The organism is Rhodococcus sp. NPDC003348, assembly GCF_053589375.1.
Window position 1 is genome coordinate 205,152 of the sequence record NZ_JBSFRT010000002.1, and the last position, 17,359, is coordinate 222,510.

Below are 17,359 nucleotides of genomic sequence, written 5' to 3' on the forward strand. Positions count from 1 at the left end.
GGCGGGGTGAGTGGTATCGAACCCGTGCCGCGGTCTGCGACGAGCGGCAGCGACACCGCCCGCAAGCGCGGCGAACTGCGCATCTACCTGGGCGCAGCGCCGGGCGTCGGCAAGACCTACGCGATGCTCGGTGAGGCACACCGGCGACGCGAGCGGGGCACCGATGTGGTCGCGGCCGTGGTGGAGACGCACGGCCGCGCCCGCACCGCCGCGCAGATCGGTGATCTCGAGGTGATCCCACCGAAGATCATCGAGTACCGGGGCACACGGATGGGGGAGCTGGACGTCGATGCGGTCCTGCGTCGGCGGCCCGCCCTCGTCCTCGTGGACGAGCTCGCCCACACCAACACCCCGGGCAGCCGGAACGAGAAGCGCTGGCAGGACGTCGAGGAATTGCTCGCCGCGGGCATCGACGTGCTGTCCACGGTGAACGTGCAACACCTCGAATCGCTGAACGATGTCGTCCAGCAGATCACCGGGGTGGTGCAGCGGGAGACGCTGCCCGACGAGGTGGTGCGTTCGGCCACCCAGGTCGAGTTGGTGGACATCACCCCGGAGGCGTTGCGGCGCAGGCTCTCCCACGGAAACGTCTATGCGGCGGAGAAGGTCGACGCCGCGCTGAGCAACTATTTCCGGCGGGGGAACCTCACCGCGCTGCGGGAACTGGCGTTGCTGTGGGTGGCCGACCAGGTGGACGCGGCGCTGGCGAAGTACCGCGCCGAGAACGCGATCACCGACACCTGGGAGGCGCGGGAGCGGGTGGTCGTCGCGGTCACCGGTGGCCCGGAGTCCGAGACGCTGATCCGGCGGGCGAGCCGGATCGCGTCGAAGGCCAGCGCCGAACTGATGGTCGTGCACGTGGTCCGTGGCGACGGGTTGGCCGGGGTGTCGGCGCCGGAGATGGGGAAGGTGCGCAAGCTCGCGGCGAGCGTCGGCGCCAGCCTGCACAGCGTCGTCGGCGACGACGTCCCGGCGACACTGCTGGATTTCGCCCGCTCGGCGAACGCAACCCAGTTGGTGCTCGGCACCTCACGCCGGTCCCGGTGGGCGCGCATCTTCGACGAGGGCATCGGCGCGACCGTCGTGCAGCAGTCCGGCGGCATCGACGTGCACATGGTCACTCACGGCGAGACGAAGCCGCCCCGCCGGTGGCTACCCACCGGGTCCCGGCCCCGCCGCGCGGTGTCGTGGATCGCGGCGCTGCTGGTGCCGTCGTTCGCCGCGCTGCTGATGTGGGCGATCAATGCCAGATACGACGTCGGCGGCGAGAGCGCGCTGTTCTTCGTCGTGGTGCTGATCGTGGCGCTGCTCGGCGGGGTGGCGCCGGCGGTGCTGTCGGCGCTGATCTCCGGGCTGCTCCTCAACTACTTCTTCACGCCGCCGCTGCGCAGTTTCACGATCGCCGAGCCGGACAACTTCATCACCACCGTGGTGCTGCTTGTCGTCGCGGTCGCGGTCGCGGTGCTCGTCGACGCGGCCGCCAAACGCGCGAGGGAGGCCCGCCGGGCGTCCCAGGAAGCCGAGCTGCTCGCATTGTTCGCGGGATCGGTGCTCCGCGGTGCGGACCTACCCGCGCTCCTGGACAAGGTCCGGGAAACCTACGGACAGCGGGCCGTCAGCGTCATCCATCGGGAGGGCGGGGTGGTCAGCGCGGTCGGGGAGGACCCGCCGCGCACGCTCGACGCCGCGGACACGGTGTGCGAGGCGGGCGATACCGATTACGCGTTGGCGCTGAGCGGATCCGACGTGGCGGCGCGGGACCGGCGGGTACTCACCGCGGTCGCGAATCAGGCCGTCGGGCTGATCCGGCAGGAACAGTTGGCGGCGGAGGCCATGCAGGCGCGGGCACTCGCCGAGGCCGACCGGCTCCGGCGGGCCCTGCTGTCCGCGGTCAGCCACGACCTGCGCACCCCGCTGGCCGCGGTCAAGGCGGCCGTGTCGAGCCTGCGCAGCGACGACGTCGAGTTCTCGCCCGAGGACACCGCGGAACTGCTTGCCACGGTGGAGGAGTCGACCGACCAGCTGACGAACTTGGTCGGCAATCTTCTCGACTCCTCGCGGCTCGCCGCAGGTGTCGTCCGGCCCGCCCTGCGGCCGGTGTACCTCGACGAAGTGGTACACCGGGCGCTCGTCGGTGTCGGTGTCGGCGCCACGGCGGGCTCCGCACGGGCACTGCGGGACCGGGTCCAGGTGGACGTGGGTGGTCACGCCGTCCTCGCCGACAGCGGACTCCTCGAACGCGTGGTGGCGAACCTGGTGGACAACGCACTGCGGTACGCCCCGGAGGGAGTGGTGCGGATCGGCGCCGGGGCGGTGAAGGATCGGGTGCTGATCACCGTCACGGATTCCGGCCCGGGCATCCCTCGCGGGGCCGAAGAGCAGATGTTCGACTCGTTCCAGCGACTCGGCGACCGGGACACCACGACCGGCGTCGGGCTCGGGCTGTCGGTGGTGCGCGGCTTCGTCGACGCGATGGGTGGCACCGTCGGCGCCACCGACACACCGGGCGGGGGACTGACCATGGTGGTGGATCTGGCCGGAATCGGAAAGGCTGACTGAGTGACGGAAAGGCTCGCCGCATGACGCGGATATTGGTGATCGACGACGAACCGCAGATCCTTCGCGCGCTGCGGATCAACCTGAGTGTCCGCGGATACGACGTGACGACCGCGGCCAACGGCGCCGCCGCGTTACGGGCGGCCGCCGAGCGGCATCCCGACGTGATCGTGCTGGACCTCGGCCTCCCCGACATGGACGGCATCGAAGTCCTTGCCGGGCTGCGCGGTTGGTCCACGGTGCCGGTGATCGTGCTGTCCGCGCGTACCGACTCGTCGGACAAGGTCGCCGCACTCGACGCCGGCGCCGACGACTACGTCACCAAGCCGTTCGGCATGGACGAGTTCCTCGCCCGCCTTCGGGCGGCGGTCCGGCGCGGGGCGGCCGCCTCGGACGCCAACGACCCGGTGGTGGTGACCGATTCGTTCACCGTCGACCTCGCCGCGAAGAAGGTGACGAAGGCGGACGCGGAGGTCCATCTGACCCCCACCGAGTGGGGCATGCTGGAAATGCTGGTGCGCAACAAGGGCAAGCTCGTGGGGCAGAAGGAACTGCTCCGGGAGGTGTGGGGACCGGCGTACGCCACCGAGACCCACTACCTCCGGGTGTATCTCGCGCAACTTCGCCGCAAACTCGAGGACGACCCCTCGAGGCCGCGACATCTCATCACCGAGGCCGGGATGGGATACCGCTTCCAGGAGTGACGTTGCGGACGGGTGCACGACCGCCGGTCGCGGCGGCAATGGCAGGATTGGGCCATGACTGATCAGAGCCCCGAGAACAGCCACGCCACGACCGAGCTGTGGGTCGAGCGAACCGGCACCCGCCGCTACACGGGCCGCAGCTCCCGCGGGGCCGAGGTGCTGATCGGGTCGGAGTCCGTCGAAGGCGTGTTCACCCCGGGCGAGCTGCTCAAGATCGCGCTCGCGGCCTGCAGCGGAATGAGTTCGGACCTTCCGCTGTCGCGGCGCCTCGGCGACGACTACGACGCCACCGTGCGGGTCTCCGGCGCGGCCGACCGCGAGAACGAGGTCTACCCCCTCCTGGAGGAGGTGCTCGAGCTAGATCTCAGCGAACTCGACGCGGACGCACAACAGCGGCTGATCACGGTGGTCGAGAAGTCGATCGACAAGGTGTGCACGGTCGGTCGTACCCTCAAAAGCGGCACTGTCGTTCGGCTTTCGATTGAAACCGATTCGTGATCTGATAGGCGCCATGACTCTGTCCCGCGTTGCGATGGTCGGCGCCGTGGTGGCTGCCGGCGTGGTCGCCGGTGCACCACTCGCCGCCGCTCAGCCCAGCTCGGTCGCGCCCACGAGCACCGCGCCCACGAGCACCCTGCCGGTGCCCCCGCTTCCGGCTGCCGAGCTCCCGGTACAGATTCCGACACTGCCGCCGCTGCCGGTCCCGTCGCTGCCCGCCCTTCCTGCGCTGCCCGGCGCGGAGCAGACGACCGGCGCCGCCCCGACCACCACCGCCGCACCCGCGTCGTCCGCGGCCCCCGCCGCGCCGATGTCTGCCGTGGCGACCACCACCACCGCGCCGACGACAACACCGGTCGCGCCGCCCGCGTGCACGACGTGGCGGGTCAGCACCGTCGCGAGCGGATTCGGTGTGCTCGAGAACCTCGCGTTCGACGGAGACGGCGGCCTGCTGCTCTCGGAGAGCCCGGCCCTCGGCGAAGGCGCCATCCGCACCCTGACTCCCAGCGGCGAGAAGGGCACGCTGGTGTCCGGAGTGCCCTCTCCCGGCGGCATCGTCGTGGACGACGACCGCGTGGTGTTCACCACCGGCAACAACGTGATGGCCGGTCTGTACAACGGCACCAACGGCACCGTCGAGTCGGTCCGCCGCGACGGCGGGGACCGCACCACACTGGCCAGCGGGCTGACGATGCCGAACGGTCTCACCCGGCTCGAGAGCGGCGACCTGCTGGTGACCCACGCGCTGGGCCGGGACCCGGGGCTGACCCGCGTCCCCGCCGGGAGCACGGACAAGTCCGAGACCGTGCGCAGCGACATCGGTTCGGCCAACGGCATTTTCACCTCGGGCTCGCGCGTGTACATCGGCAACACCTTCGAGAAGACCACCGAGGTGCGCATCCTCGACGCGGCGGACCTCGACGGCGACATCACGACCGTCTCCCTCCCCGGGAACGGTCAGACGAACGCCGGAGACGACCTGACCGTCGACGCCGACGGCCGGGTGTACATGGCTCTCAACGGCGCAGGCAAAGTCGTGCGCCTCGACCCCGCGACCGGCGACAGCTGCGAGATCGCGTCAGGTCTGCCGCTGACGTCCTCGGTCCGGTTCGGCGCCGGACCCGGGTGGGACGCGGCGTCGCTGTACACGACCGGTTTCGACGGCACGGTGCACCGCCTCACGCCACCGACGAACTGACCGTGGCCGCAGTGGACGCGCAACGGGTTCGGTTGACCGCGTGGGTGCACGGCACCGTGCAGGGCGTCGGCTTCCGGTGGTGGACCCGTTCGCGGGCACTGGAACTCGGCCTGGTCGGGCACGCAACCAACCGACCCGACGGTCGCGTCCTGGTGATTGCCGAAGGACCACGCCCGGAGTGCGAAAGGCTGCTGGACCTGCTCAGATCCGGATCGACCCCCGGCGTCGTCGACCTCGTCGTCGAGAGCTGGTCGGATGCGGCCGGGAACCTGGTCGGATTCGTCGAGCGCTGACCCCGTCCAGAGGGTGGGGGTGCCGCGCGGGGATCTGTACGACGTGACCTAGGGTCGGTGCGAGTGTCGACACACAGGGGGGAGGGGCCGATGGGACCCGAGGAACAGCACCCGGATGCCGGCGCCGCAGGTGAGTCCGGCTCGGGCGGATCGCAGCCCCGGTCGGGTGGTGACGACGTCCGTCCTCCGGCCGGCGGTGACGAGGTCCGTCCTCCGGCCGGCGGTGACGAGATCCGTCCTCCGGCCGAAGGTGACGAGATCCGTCCTGCGGCCGGACGTATCCGCCGCCAGGAACCCGGCAAGACCACTCCTCGACCGCCGACCGTTGCAGAGGCGCGCGCCCGGGACAAGGCGCGCCGCACCCGCGAGGAGGAGGAGCGTCTCGCCGCCGAGCAGGCCGCCAAGGACGAGGCGAAGCGGCGAACCCGGCGCAAGGCCATGATCGGTGGCGTCGCCGTCGTCGGGGTCGTCGGCCTGGTCGCCCTCGGCTACTCGGTGTTGTCCTCGGACGAGGTCGAGGCCACCTGCATCGACCCCGACACCGAGGTCGTGGTCGACGAGTCCTACTGCACCACCGGTACTCCCGGGGCGGGCGGGGTCTTCATCTACGCCGGGTCCACCTATCGCTACTACTACGGCGGCAGCACGGGACCGGTCGGCACCAAGGTGTCGGGCGGGACCGTGGTCACACCGAAGGGGACCACCATCAAGACCAAGTCCGGCACCACCATCCAGCGGGGCGGCTTCGGCAGCAAGAGCAGCGGAAGCGTCGGCACCTGACGTGAGGCGACTGCGAAGCACCCCCCGTCCGCGCTGGAAGGAAACCGTCGCCGCGCAGGGCATGGTGTTCGGCACTCCGGCGCGGATGGCCGACGGCACCGACCGCCCGTACTGGGACGAGTCCGTCCACTACGAGTTCGAGATGGACGAGATCCTCGCCCTCGAAGCGGATGTCGAACTGCTGCACTCGATGTGCCTCAAGGCCGTCGACCACGTCATTCTCACGGAACGCTTTCGCGACTTCGGGCTGCCGGAGTGGACGTGGGAGCCGATCGCACAGTCGTGGCGCCGCGGCGACCCACACGTGTACGGGCGCTTCGACCTGCGCTACGACGCGCGGCGGCCGGCGAAGCTCCTCGAGTACAACGCCGACACCCCGACCACGCTGCTGGAGGCGTCGATCCTGCAGTGGCACTGGCTCACCGACACCCATCCCGGTGACGACCAGTGGAACTCGCTGCACGAGAAACTGGTCGCACGATGGGCCGAGATCCGAAGCCAACTGCCCAGTGCCGAACTGCATCTGGCGTGGTCGAGCGCGGACCTGAGCGGCGAGGACAACGTCACCGTCGCCTACATGCAGGAATGTGCGGCGGAGGCGGGGCTGGACACCGTCGCCCTCGCGATCGAGGAGATCGGCTTCGACCCCGACCTGCACCGGTTCGTCGACCTCGAGGAGGCGCCGATCTCCTCGCTGTTCAAGTTGTACCCGTGGGAGTGGATCCTCGACGACGAGTTCGGCAGGCGCGCAGTCGAACTCCTTCCCGAAACCCTGTGGGTCGAACCGCTGTGGAAGGCGATCCTGAGCAACAAGGCGATCCTCGCGGTGTTGTGGGAGATGTACCCGGGCCACCCGAACCTGCTTCCGGCGTACATCGACGACCCGCACGAGCTCACCGAGTACGTGCGCAAGCCGAAGCTCGGCCGTGAGGGCGCCAACGTTTCCATTGTCGGCGCCGGGATGGACACCGCCACCGGCGGCATCTACGGCGAGGAGGGGTTCGTCTACCAACTGCTCGATCCCCTGCCCGAATTCGACGGCATGCGACCGGCGCTCGGCGCGTGGATCGTCGGAGACGAGGCCGCCGGCCTCGGCATCCGCGAGACCGCCGGACTGGTCACCGACGACGGTGCCGCGTTCGTGCCGCATCGCATCCCGCAGGCCTGACCCACCCCGAATCACCTCACGATCCGACGAAGGAGCATCACGATGACCACTGCGGTGGTAGCCCTCGGTAGCGACTACTGGTCCACCCTCGGCCGGGGCGTCTCGGCGATCGTGCTGTACGCGATCCTCGGGCTCGTCCTGATGGTCCTCGGCTTCTTCGCGATCGACTGGACGACCCCCGGTCACCTGCGGACGCTGGTTCGGGAGGGGCGACCGAATGCCGCCGTGGTCACCGCGTCCGGCATGGTCAGCATGGCGCTGATCGTCGTGCTGGCGATCTACGCCTCGTCCGGCAAGCTGGTTGAGGGCCTGATCTACAGCGCGGTGTTCGGCCTGGTGGGCATAGCCGCACAGGTGATCTCCGTGCGACTCGTCGAACTGGTGACGGCCATCGACATCGGCGAGGTCCTCGTCCGCGACCGGTTCACGCCCGAGGTCCTCGTGGTCGCCGCCGCCCACCTGGCGCTGGGACTGGTCGTCGCGGTCGCGATCCTCTAGCGAATACCGGTAGGTCTCGGTCGAGTACACCGTCCGATCTCGATCGGGGCACGCCTCGGGCGAAACACCAGTCCCACCTGTAACACTGTCCGGTGGGTCGGGTCAACACCGAGCTACACATTCGTCGAACGGTGGTGGGTGGCGTCCGAGCGGGCGCGGCCGTCGTCCGCGGTTCGGCGAGGGGGAAAGGTTTTCGCCGATGTCGAGAGCAGGATGGTCCCGTCGGATCGGACGCGGGTTGCGGACGCTGGCCGCGACGACGGTCGTCGCGGGCGTGATCGCCGGAACGGCGGGCGGCGCGGTCGCCGGTGCCGCCCCGATCACGCACCGAGCGCCGTGGGGTGGCTACGAAGAGGTCTGGGTGCCCTCGGACATGGGCCCGATCAAGGTGCAGATCCAGTGGGCCAGGCGCGGCGGCAACGCGGCGCTGTACCTGCTCGACGGCATGCGGGCGCGCAACGACTACAACGCCTGGGCGCACGACACCAACGCCCTCGCCCAGTACGGGAACGACAACGTCACGCTGGTGATGCCGGTGGGCGGGGAATCCTCCTTCTACAGCGACTGGCTGGCGCCGTCGAACTTCAACGGGCAGCAGACCGCCTACCGGTGGGAGACCTTCCTGACGAAGAACCTCCCGGACTACCTGGCGACGCGCGGTGTCTCGCGCTCCAACAACGGCGTGCTCGGCCTGTCGATGGGCGGCTCCGCGGCCCTGACGCTGGCGGCCTACCACCGCGACCAGTTCAGGTTCGCCGGCTCGCTGTCCGGGTACCTGAACATCTCGGCGCCCGGCATGCGCGAGGCGATCCGCGTCGCGATGCTCGACGCCGGCCGCTTCAACGTCGACTCGATGTGGGGCCCGCCGTGGAGCAGGGCGTGGCTGCGCAACGACCCGTTCGTGTTCGCCCCACAGCTGCGGGGTCTGTCGCTGTACGTGTCGGCCGCCAGCGGCCTGCCCGGCCAGTTCGACCACCCGAGCGCGCCGATCGACTTCTACCACATGGCCAACGCGATGGGACTCGAGGCGCTCGCGCTCGCCAACAGCAGGGCCTTCCAGGTACGGCTGGACACCCTCGGTGTCCCGGCGACCTACAGCTTCCCGGCGAACGGTGTCCACTCCTGGCCTTACTGGGAGTCCGAGCTGTGGAAGGCCCGCCCGCAGATCCTGAACACGCTGAACGCCTGGTGACGTGAGACCCCGGGTTCCCGGACCGATCCGGGAACTCGGGGGGGAAGGGGTTTCGGCTCGTGGTCAGTGCCGGCCCGCGTCGACGAGTTCCTCGGCCGGGAGTCCGCGTGCGACGGTGTCGCCGTCGAAGAATGCGGGTTCGCGGCGCTTGCACCACCACATCAGCGGGAGGCCGATGAGCATCGAGCCGACCCCGAGCAGGAACACCCCGCCGACCTGCCAGTGCGGGGCGAACGGCAGGGTCCACGCCGTCTCGCCGTAGTCGGCGGCGAACGACGTCACCGTCGTCCACCCGGCCGCGAACAGCAGCATCGCCCCACCGGTCAGGGGGAGCAGCACGCGCAGCCATGCCTCCCGGCCGCCCTGGCGCAGGGTGTCGCGGTACAGCCACGCGCAGGCCAGCCCCGTCATCCCGTAGTAGAAGCCGACCGCGATACCGATCGCCGCGACGGAGTCGTAGATCAGGTCGCCCGCCGCGATGAAGTTGAACACCACGTACAGGGCCGCTGACACGCCGCCCATCGCCAGCGTCGACACCGTCGGTGTCCGGAACCGCGGATGCACACTCGCGAAGGACGCGGGCAGCGCCTTGAACACGCCCATCGACAGCGTCGTGCGCGCCGTCGGGAGGATCGTGGTCTGTGTGGACGCGATCGCCGAGGTCAGGATCATGAGCAGCAGCACGTGCACGAGGAACACTCCGACCGGTCCGTCCCCGAACACCGCGGTGCCGAGGGCGGCGAAGAAGTCGTCGAAGTGCTCGGGATTGGCCAATCCGGTGCCGTCCTCGCCGACACCGGCGAACGACTGAGCGGCGATGGTCACCAGCACGTACAGGGCGACCAGCACGACCGTGGAGATCACGGCGGACCGGCCCGGGGTGTGCCTCGCGTCGACGGTTTCCTCGTTGACCGAGACCACCGAGTCCCAGCCCCAGTAGATGAAGACCATCAGCAGGATCGCGTTGACGAAGGTGGAGAAGGAGCCGATTTCGAAGGGGTTGAACCAACTCCACTGGGGTGTCAGGGCCGCCTCGCCCGCGCGGCCAAGCCACACCCGAACCAATGCGACCACCGCGAACACCACGAGCGCCACGAACTCCACCGTGAGCAGCAGTCGCTGGATCCGGGCGGAGAGTTCGATGCCGCGGAAACACAGCCACGTCATCGCGAGCATGAACGCGACGCCGAGCACGAGGACCGCGATGTGCGTCGGATCGTGTCCGATGCCGTCCGCGCCCAACAACAGGAAGGTGTACTGGCCGGCGACCTGGGCCATGCTCGCCATCACCAGCACGTCGGCGACGACGATGGCCCAGCCGCACATCCAGCCCCAGGACGGGCCGAACGCGCGGGTCGCCCACACGAAGGTGGTGCCGCAGTCGGGTTCGACGCGGTTGAGTTGCTGATACCCGAACGCGGCGAACAGGATCGGGACGAACGCCAGCAGTGCGATGACCGGCGCCTGCAGGCCGACCGCGGCCACCACCAGGCCGAGCGTCGCGGCGATGCTGTACGCCGGTCCGGCCGACGCGACCCCGATCACCACACTGGACGTCAGGGTCAGTGCCCCCGACCGCAGCCCCTTGTCCGGGACGCCCGCGTCAACATGCTTTGCGGCCGGCGCCGCCTCATCGATCACTGGCGGCAGCTTAGGGCACGTCTCCCGCTTGCTGTTTCGGCGCCCCTCGCCCCGGATCGCGCCGCCGCGACGGCGGCGCCGACACCGGTGTCCGACCCAGGCTGTGGGGTGACTGCATCCGATGTTCCTCCGGAGCATTGCCGCATCGAAATGTAGTAGATATGCTACATAAAATCGTAGGTTGATTATGGGGAGGGGTCATGGGTTCGAGGGACGGTGTTGTGCTCGACGTCGACGCTGTGCGAATGCGATACGGCGACACCGACGTTCTGCGTGGGGTGAGCTTCCAGGCGCGCCGCGGCGAGGTGCTGGTCATGCTCGGCCCCAACGGGGCGGGCAAGACGACCACCATCGAGATACTGGAGGGCTTCCGCACTCGGTCGGCGGGTGGCGTCACCGTCCTCGGTGTCGATCCGGAACACGGCGACGAGCGCTGGCGCGCCCGGGTGGGTGTCGTCCTGCAGTCCTGGCGCGACCACGCCAAGTGGCGCGTGCGCGATCTGCTCGAGCACATCGGCGTGTTCTATCGCCCATACCTCGGTGAACGATTCCAACAGCCTTGGGACACAACTGAACTCATCGAGCTTGTCGGGCTGTCCGGCCAGGCGGGAGCCAAGATCGGCACGTTGTCCGGTGGTCAACGGCGCCGGCTGGACGTGGCGATCGGGATCGTCGGCCGTCCGGAGTTGTTGTTCATGGACGAACCCACCGCGGGCTTCGATCCCGCGGCTCGTCGTGACTTCCACGACCTCGTCCACCGACTGGCCGATCTCGAGGATACGACCGTGCTGCTCACCACCCACGACCTCGACGAAGCGGAGAAGATCGCGGACCGGATCCTGATCCTGGCCGGCGGGTGCATCGTCGCCGACGGCTCGCCCGACGAGCTGACCCGCGCGATCGCAGGTGAGGCGGAGGTGCGCTGGACCGTCGACGACCAGCGCTTCGTGCACACCACCACCGAGTCGACGAAGTTCGTCCACGAGCTGTTCAAGCAGCACGGCGACTCCATCGGCGAACTGGAGGTGCGCCGCGCCTCGCTGGAGGACACCTACATGGCCCTGGTCCGCCGCCACGAGTCCGGCGACGCCCCGACCGGGGTGCCCACACTCTCGGAGGTCGCACGATGAACCCCACGTCCAATGCGGTCCGGGCGGGCTTCACCCGCGGATGGATCGAGCTTCGTCAACTGTTCACCGCCGCCCCCGACCTGATCGGTCAGTTCCTGACGCCGGCCATCACACTGGTCGTGCTCTACCTGCTGCGCAATCGCGAGTACCCGGGTGGCGAGCTCTCCGTCGCCGAACTGGCACTGCCCGGGTTGATCGGGTCGATCATCGTGTTCAACGGTCTGTTCGCGATCACCAACGTGCTCGTCCTCGACCGGGAGGACGGAACGCTGTTGCGGGCCAAGGCGGTGCCGGGCGGCATGATCGGCTACGTCGTAGGCAAGATCGTCTCCGCCGCGGGATCCGTTGTCGTGCAGGTGGCTGTCGTGCTGGCGGTGGGGATGGCGATCATCGGCGGGTCCTCGCTCGACGGGGCCGCGTCGTGGCTGACGTTTGTCTGGGTTCTGCTGCTCAGCCTGCTCGCCGCGCTGCCGGTCGGGGCGATCCTCGGCGCCGTCCTCGACGGACCGCGCGCGACGTTCCTGCTGACGATGCCGCTCATGGGACTCATTGCGATCTCCGGCATCTTCTATCCGATCACCGCGTTGCCGGGCTGGCTGCAGGGCGTGGCACAGGTGTTCCCGATCTACTGGAGCGGGCTCGGAATGCGCTCGGCGCTGCTGCCTCCCGAGGCGGTCGCCATCGAGATCGGCGAGTCCTGGCGGCACATCGAGACGGCTGCCGTGCTCGGCGTCTGGGCCGTCGCAGGGCTGCTGATCGCGCCGGTAGTGTTGCGGCGCATGGCGCGTCACGAGTCAGGATCGAGTATGGCGGCACGGCGAGAGAAGGCGATGCAGCGTGCCTTCTGAGGTCATCTACAACCGCATCGCGATGCTGCGTGCCGAGCGGGGCATCTCGCGGCGGGAGTTGGCCGAGGCGCTGGGAGTCCACTATCAGACGGTCGGGTACCTCGAACGCGGCGAGTACAGCCCCAGCCTGCACCTCGCTCTGCGGATCGCCGCGTACTTCGAGGTGGCCGTCGAGGTCGTGTTCTCGACCGAGCCCTTTCCCCGACTGGGCTCGGGTGCGGAGACCGCCTGACGTCGGCTGAAATTGCGCCGTGATCGGGGTGGGAGGAGGCTGGGACCGTCCACTGGCTGCCGGTGGTATCCGGCAGTCCAGGCCGCACTGACCGCCCCAGGAGCTGTGATGAGCGTCGTCTCCACGAACCAACCGCTGGGCACCCCCACCTGGATCGACCTGGGCATCCCTGATCTCGATCGGGCGATGTCGTTCTACGGGGCGGTCTTCGGTTGGGAATTCGACATCGGCCCCGAGGAGGCGGGGCGCTACACGATGTGCCTGCTGCGGGGCAAGAAGGTCGCCGCGTTGATGCCCAATCCCGATCCGGTGGCAACGGAATTCTGGTGGAGCGTCTATCTGGCCACTGCCGACGTGGACGAAACGGTCGCGCGGGCCACCGACGCGGGTGGCATCGTGCTGGCGGAGCCGATGGACGTGATGGGCGAGGGACGGATGGCGATCGTGCGGGATCCCTCCGGCGCACAGTTCGGACTGTGGCAGGGGTTCGCGCACGTCGGCTGCGAACTGGTCAACGAGCCGAACACGCTGCTCCGCAACGATCTGGTGACGCCCAACCCGGGCCCGGCCCGAACCTTCTACTCCGCGGTGTTCGACTTCACGCTGGACGGGAACGAGGACCTGCCCGGTATGGACTTCACCTTCCTGCGCCGACCCGACGGGCACGAGATCGGGGGCATCCTCGGCGACCCGACCGCGTCCGGATCGGCCTGGGGCACGCTGTTCCAGGTCGTCGACGCCGACAAGGCCGTCGCCGCCGCCCGCGCCGCCGGTGGCACCGCGAAGAATGCCACTGACATGAAATACGGGCGAACCGCGGAGATCACCGATCCGTTCGGTGCGACGTTCACCGTGGGTGCACCGTTGCCGGGAGTGCACGAGGGGTAGGCGCGGGAACGCAATCGCGGAATCGGTCGGTGGGGTGCCGTAATCTAAGCCGCTGTGCACCTCAAGAGTCTGACGCTGAAAGGATTCAAGTCCTTCGCCTCCGCGACGACTCTGCGGTTCGAACCCGGCATCACCTGTGTCGTCGGCCCCAACGGATCCGGGAAGTCGAACATTCTCGACGCCCTGACCTGGGTGATGGGGGAGCAGGGCGCCAAGGCGTTGCGCGGCGGCAAGATGGAGGACGTCATCTTCGCCGGCACAACCGGCCGGGCAGCGCTCGGCCGCGCCGAGGTGACGTTGACGATCGACAACAGCGACGGCGCGCTGCCGATCGAGTACTCCGAGGTGTCGATCACGCGGCGAATGTTCCGCGACGGTGCCGGTGAGTACGAGATCAACGGCACGTCCTGCCGTCTGATGGACGTGCAGGAACTGCTGTCCGACTCCGGCATCGGCCGGGAGATGCACGTGATCGTCGGGCAGGGCAGGCTCGCGGCGATCCTCGAATCCCGGCCCGAGGATCGGCGGGCGTTCATCGAGGAGGCCGCCGGCGTCCTCAAACACCGCAAACGCAAGGAAAAGGCGGTCCGCAAACTCGACTCGATGCAGGCGAACCTGGCTCGCCTGACCGACCTGACCGCCGAACTGCGGCGCCAGCTCAAACCGCTCGGCAGGCAGGCCGAGGTGGCGCGCCGCGCGCAGACCGTGCAGGCCGACCTCCGCGACGCCCGGTTGCGACTGGCCGCCGACGACCTGGTGACCCGCCGCACCGAGCTGGCCTCCCAGTCGGAGAACGAGGCGGTCGTCCGCGCCCAGCAGGAACACGTGCAGGCCGAACTGGAGGCCGGGTCCGCGGAACTCGGCTCCCACGAGCAGGCTCTCGCCCGGCTGACCCCGGGGGCCGAGGCCGCGGGCCAGACCTGGTTCCAGCTTTCGGCGCTCGCCGAACGTGTCGGAGCCACGGTCCGGATCGCCACCGACCGTGCCCGGCACCTCGACGGCGATCCGGTCGCGCATCGGGGCCAGGACCCGGACCAGATGGAGGCCCAGGCCGATCGGGTCGCCGCCGAGGAACTGGAACTGCAGGAGGCGGTCGAGATCGCGCGGGCGACCCTCGACGCCGCGAAGGAACAGCTCGCCGAGTACGAGGAGGCATCGGCCGCCGCCGAGCGGGCCCACCTGGCCGCGGTCCGTGCCGTGGCCGACCGGCGCGAGGGTCTCGCCCGGCTGTCGGGCCAGGTCGACACCCTGCGCACCCGCGCCGACTCGGTCGACGCCGAGGTGGCCCGGCTGACGCTCGCGATCGACGACGCCCGCGCCCGCGGCGACGCGGCCCAGGCCGAATTCGAATCGGTGCAGGAACGAATCGACGAACTCGACGCCGGTGAGCTGGGCCTGGACTCCCACCACGAACGGTCGGTCACCGCGCTCGAGTCGGCGAGCGCGCGTGTCACCGAACTGCAGGACGCCGAACGTGCCGCAGGTCAGGAGGTTGCCTCGCTGCGGGCCCGGATCGACGCCCTGGCGATCGGCCTGCAGCAGAAGGACGGCGCCGCCTGGCTGCTCGAACACCGGTCCGGTGACGGGCTGGCCGGGCCGCTCGCCGGGCTGTTGCGCATCACTCCCGGGTACGAGGTGGCGATCGCGGCCGCCCTCGGACCGGCCGCCGAGGCCGTCGCCGCCGAGTCCACCGGCGCCGCGCACGCCGCAGTGTCGGCGCTGGAACAGGCCGACGGGGGACGGGCGGCACTGGTGGTCGCCGACACCCCGGTCGCCGGGGCGGCGCCGGCCGGGCTGCCCGCTGGGGCGCGCGCCGCGCTCGAACTGGTCGAGCACCCGGAATCGATGCGGGGCGCGCTCACCGCGCTCCTCGGGTCGGTGGTGGTTGTCGACGACCTCGGGTCGGCGGCAGAAGTCGTCGCGGCCGGGCCGCAGTGGCGTGCCGTCACGCGGACCGGCGACCTGGCGGGGGCCGGCTGGGTGATCGGCGGCTCCGACCGCAGGCCCTCGACGCTCGAGGTGCAGTCCGCGATCGACCAGTCCACGGTCGCGCTGGGCGAGGCCGAGCGTCGGTCCGAGGACCTGACCGCCGCACTGGCGGGCGCGCTGGCCGAACAGGCGGATCGCGCGGAGACCGCGGAAGAGGCGCTCGCCGCGCTGCACGAGTCCGACGCCGCGATGTCCGCGATCTACGAACAGCTCGGCAGGCTCGGGCAGGTGGCCCGCGCCGCACACGCCGAGTCCGATCGGCTCACAGCGCAGCGCACGGCCGCCGAGACCGGGCGCGAGGACGCGATCACTGCGCTGCGGGACCTCGAGGAACGGCTCACCCTCGCGCAGCAGGAGCAGTCCGGGGACGGCACCGAGGTGGGCACGGACAGCGGGGAGCGCGAGGCCGCGGCTGCTGCGCTGGCCGAGGTCCGCGCCGTCGAGGTCGAGTCGCGGCTGGCGCTGCGCACCGCGGAGGAGCGTGCGGAATCGGTGCGCGGCAAGGCCGACGGGCTGCGCCGCGCCGCCCGCGCCGAACGCGAATCGCGGGCACGGGCCGAGCGGGCGATGGCGGCGCGCAAGAACGCCGCCGCGGTCGCCGCCGCGGTCGCCGAGTCCGGCGCGAAGGTCGCCGCCCACCTGGACACCGTCGTCGCGGCGGCCCTCGCACACCGCGACGACCTGACCCGTCAACGCACCGATCGCGCACAGCAGGTCGAGACCGTCAAGGAACGGGTCCGGCAGCTCACCGCGCAGCTGACCGCACTCACCGACGCCGTGCACCGCGACGAGGTGGCCCGCGCCCAGGCCGCGACCCGCATCGAACAGCTCGAGGCCGCGATCTCCGAACAGCACGGCATCGGCCTCGACGACCTGGTCGCGGAGTACGGGCCCGATGTGCCGCTGCCGCCGTCGCCGCTCGAGATCGCCGAGTACGAGCAGGCCCGCGAGCGCGGGGAAGCGGTGGTCGCTCCCGCGCCGATGCCGTACGACCGGGCTAGTCAGGAGCGGCGGGCCAAGCGCGCGGAGAAGGACCTCGCCACGCTCGGCAAGGTCAACCCTCTGGCGCTCGAGGAGTTCGCGGCACTGGAGGAGCGCTACAACTTCCTGTCCACGCAGCTCGAGGACGTGAAGAACGCCCGCAAGGATCTGCTCGGGGTGGTCGCCGACGTCGACGCCCGCATCCTGCAGGTGTTCACCGAGGCCTACGCGGACGTCGAACGCGAGTTCGTGCAGGTGTTCGCGAAGCTGTTCCCCGGTGGCGAGGGCCGACTGGTCCTCACCGACCCGGGCGACATGCTCACCACCGGCATCGAGGTCGAGGCCCGCCCGCCCGGCAAGAAGGTCAAGCGGCTGTCGCTGCTCTCCGGCGGCGAGAAGTCGCTCACCGCGGTCGCGATGCTGGTCGCCATCTTCCGGGCCCGGCCGTCCCCGTTCTACGTGATGGACGAGGTTGAGGCGGCGCTCGACGACACCAACCTGCGCCGGCTGATCGGGCTGTTCGAGCAGCTGAGGGAGAAGTCACAGCTGATCGTGATCACACACCAGAAGCCGACCATGGAGATCGCGGACGCCCTGTACGGCGTCAGCATGCGCGGCGACGGCATCACCCAGGTGATCTCGCAACGCCTGCGTGGACAGAACCTCGCGGCAGCAGAGCCCGTCCCGGACCCGGCCTGACGGGTGAGCCACCCCCCGGAACCACCGAATGTGGGATTCGGTCACTTCAAGTGACCGAATCCCA

The 17,359-nt window shown here is 69.8% G+C and carries 15 protein-coding genes; 14 read left to right on the forward strand and 1 reads right to left on the reverse strand.

Features of this window, described 5'->3' with window-relative positions; genetic code table 11:
- Nucleotides 1–6: 6 nt before the first annotated feature.
- From ACWDU4_RS02385 to ACWDU4_RS02425, 9 genes are all read left to right on the forward strand, one after another.
- Complete coding sequence (locus ACWDU4_RS02385) at nt 7–2,559, forward strand: DUF4118 domain-containing protein (protein ID WP_450112232.1); 2,553 nt, start codon at nt 7–9, stop codon at nt 2,557–2,559.
- Between the two features lie 20 nt (nt 2,560–2,579).
- Nucleotides 2,580–3,260, forward strand: a complete 681-nt coding sequence (locus tag ACWDU4_RS02390) for a response regulator (protein ID WP_450112233.1) — start codon at nt 2,580–2,582, stop codon at nt 3,258–3,260.
- A gap of 54 nt (nt 3,261–3,314) precedes the next feature.
- Entirely contained in the window at nt 3,315–3,758 is a 444-nt protein-coding gene (locus ACWDU4_RS02395) for an OsmC family protein (RefSeq protein ID WP_450112255.1), read from the forward strand.
- Nucleotides 3,759–3,771: 13 nt separating this feature from the next.
- On the forward strand, nt 3,772–4,956 hold the full coding sequence (locus ACWDU4_RS02400) for an SMP-30/gluconolactonase/LRE family protein (RefSeq protein ID WP_450112234.1): 1,185 nt from the start codon (nt 3,772–3,774) through the stop codon (nt 4,954–4,956).
- A gap of 2 nt (nt 4,957–4,958) precedes the next feature.
- Nucleotides 4,959–5,249: an acylphosphatase gene (locus ACWDU4_RS02405; RefSeq protein ID WP_450112235.1), complete on the forward strand. Its 291-nt coding sequence runs from the start codon at nt 4,959–4,961 to the stop codon at nt 5,247–5,249.
- 279 nt (nt 5,250–5,528) lie between these two features.
- A complete protein-coding gene (locus ACWDU4_RS02410; protein WP_450112256.1) occupies nt 5,529–6,029 on the forward strand; it encodes a hypothetical protein in 501 nt (166 codons plus the stop codon).
- Nucleotide 6,030: 1 nt separating this feature from the next.
- Nucleotides 6,031–7,197, forward strand: a complete 1,167-nt coding sequence (locus ACWDU4_RS02415; RefSeq protein ID WP_450112236.1) for a glutathionylspermidine synthase family protein — start codon at nt 6,031–6,033, stop codon at nt 7,195–7,197.
- A 42-nt stretch (nt 7,198–7,239) separates the two neighbouring features.
- On the forward strand, nt 7,240–7,695 hold the full coding sequence (locus tag ACWDU4_RS02420; RefSeq protein WP_450112237.1) for a DUF350 domain-containing protein: 456 nt from the start codon (nt 7,240–7,242) through the stop codon (nt 7,693–7,695).
- A 199-nt stretch (nt 7,696–7,894) separates the two neighbouring features.
- Nucleotides 7,895–8,887, forward strand: coding sequence for an alpha/beta hydrolase (locus tag ACWDU4_RS02425; RefSeq protein ID WP_450112238.1), 993 nt, complete (start codon nt 7,895–7,897; stop codon nt 8,885–8,887).
- Nucleotides 8,888–8,950: 63 nt separating this feature from the next.
- Here ACWDU4_RS02425 and ACWDU4_RS02430 read toward each other — a convergent pair whose 3' ends face one another.
- Complete coding sequence (locus ACWDU4_RS02430) at nt 8,951–10,528, reverse strand: APC family permease (RefSeq protein WP_450112239.1); 1,578 nt, start codon at nt 10,526–10,528, stop codon at nt 8,951–8,953.
- Nucleotides 10,529–10,728: 200 nt separating this feature from the next.
- On the opposite strand from ACWDU4_RS02430, the gene ACWDU4_RS02435 reads away from it, so the two are divergent.
- The 5 genes from ACWDU4_RS02435 (at nt 10,729) to smc (ending at nt 17,295) form a co-directional block, all read left to right on the forward strand.
- Nucleotides 10,729–11,658: an ABC transporter ATP-binding protein gene (locus tag ACWDU4_RS02435; RefSeq protein ID WP_450112240.1), complete on the forward strand. Its 930-nt coding sequence runs from the start codon at nt 10,729–10,731 to the stop codon at nt 11,656–11,658.
- Nucleotides 11,655–12,506, forward strand: a complete 852-nt coding sequence (locus tag ACWDU4_RS02440) for an ABC transporter permease (RefSeq protein ID WP_450112241.1) — start codon at nt 11,655–11,657, stop codon at nt 12,504–12,506. Before ACWDU4_RS02435 ends, ACWDU4_RS02440 begins: the two co-directional genes overlap by 4 nt.
- The gene (locus ACWDU4_RS02445; RefSeq protein ID WP_450112242.1) at nt 12,496–12,738 is read left to right on the forward strand and encodes a helix-turn-helix transcriptional regulator; all 243 of its coding nucleotides are present in this window, start codon (nt 12,496–12,498) and stop codon (nt 12,736–12,738) included. The genes ACWDU4_RS02440 and ACWDU4_RS02445 overlap by 11 nt, the downstream gene beginning before the upstream one ends.
- A 108-nt stretch (nt 12,739–12,846) precedes the next feature.
- A complete protein-coding gene (locus tag ACWDU4_RS02450) occupies nt 12,847–13,626 on the forward strand; it encodes a VOC family protein (RefSeq protein WP_450112243.1) in 780 nt (259 codons plus the stop codon).
- A 54-nt stretch (nt 13,627–13,680) separates the two neighbouring features.
- On the forward strand, nt 13,681–17,295 hold the full coding sequence (gene smc, locus ACWDU4_RS02455) for a chromosome segregation protein SMC (RefSeq protein WP_450112244.1): 3,615 nt from the start codon (nt 13,681–13,683) through the stop codon (nt 17,293–17,295).
- Nucleotides 17,296–17,359 lie beyond the last annotated feature (64 nt).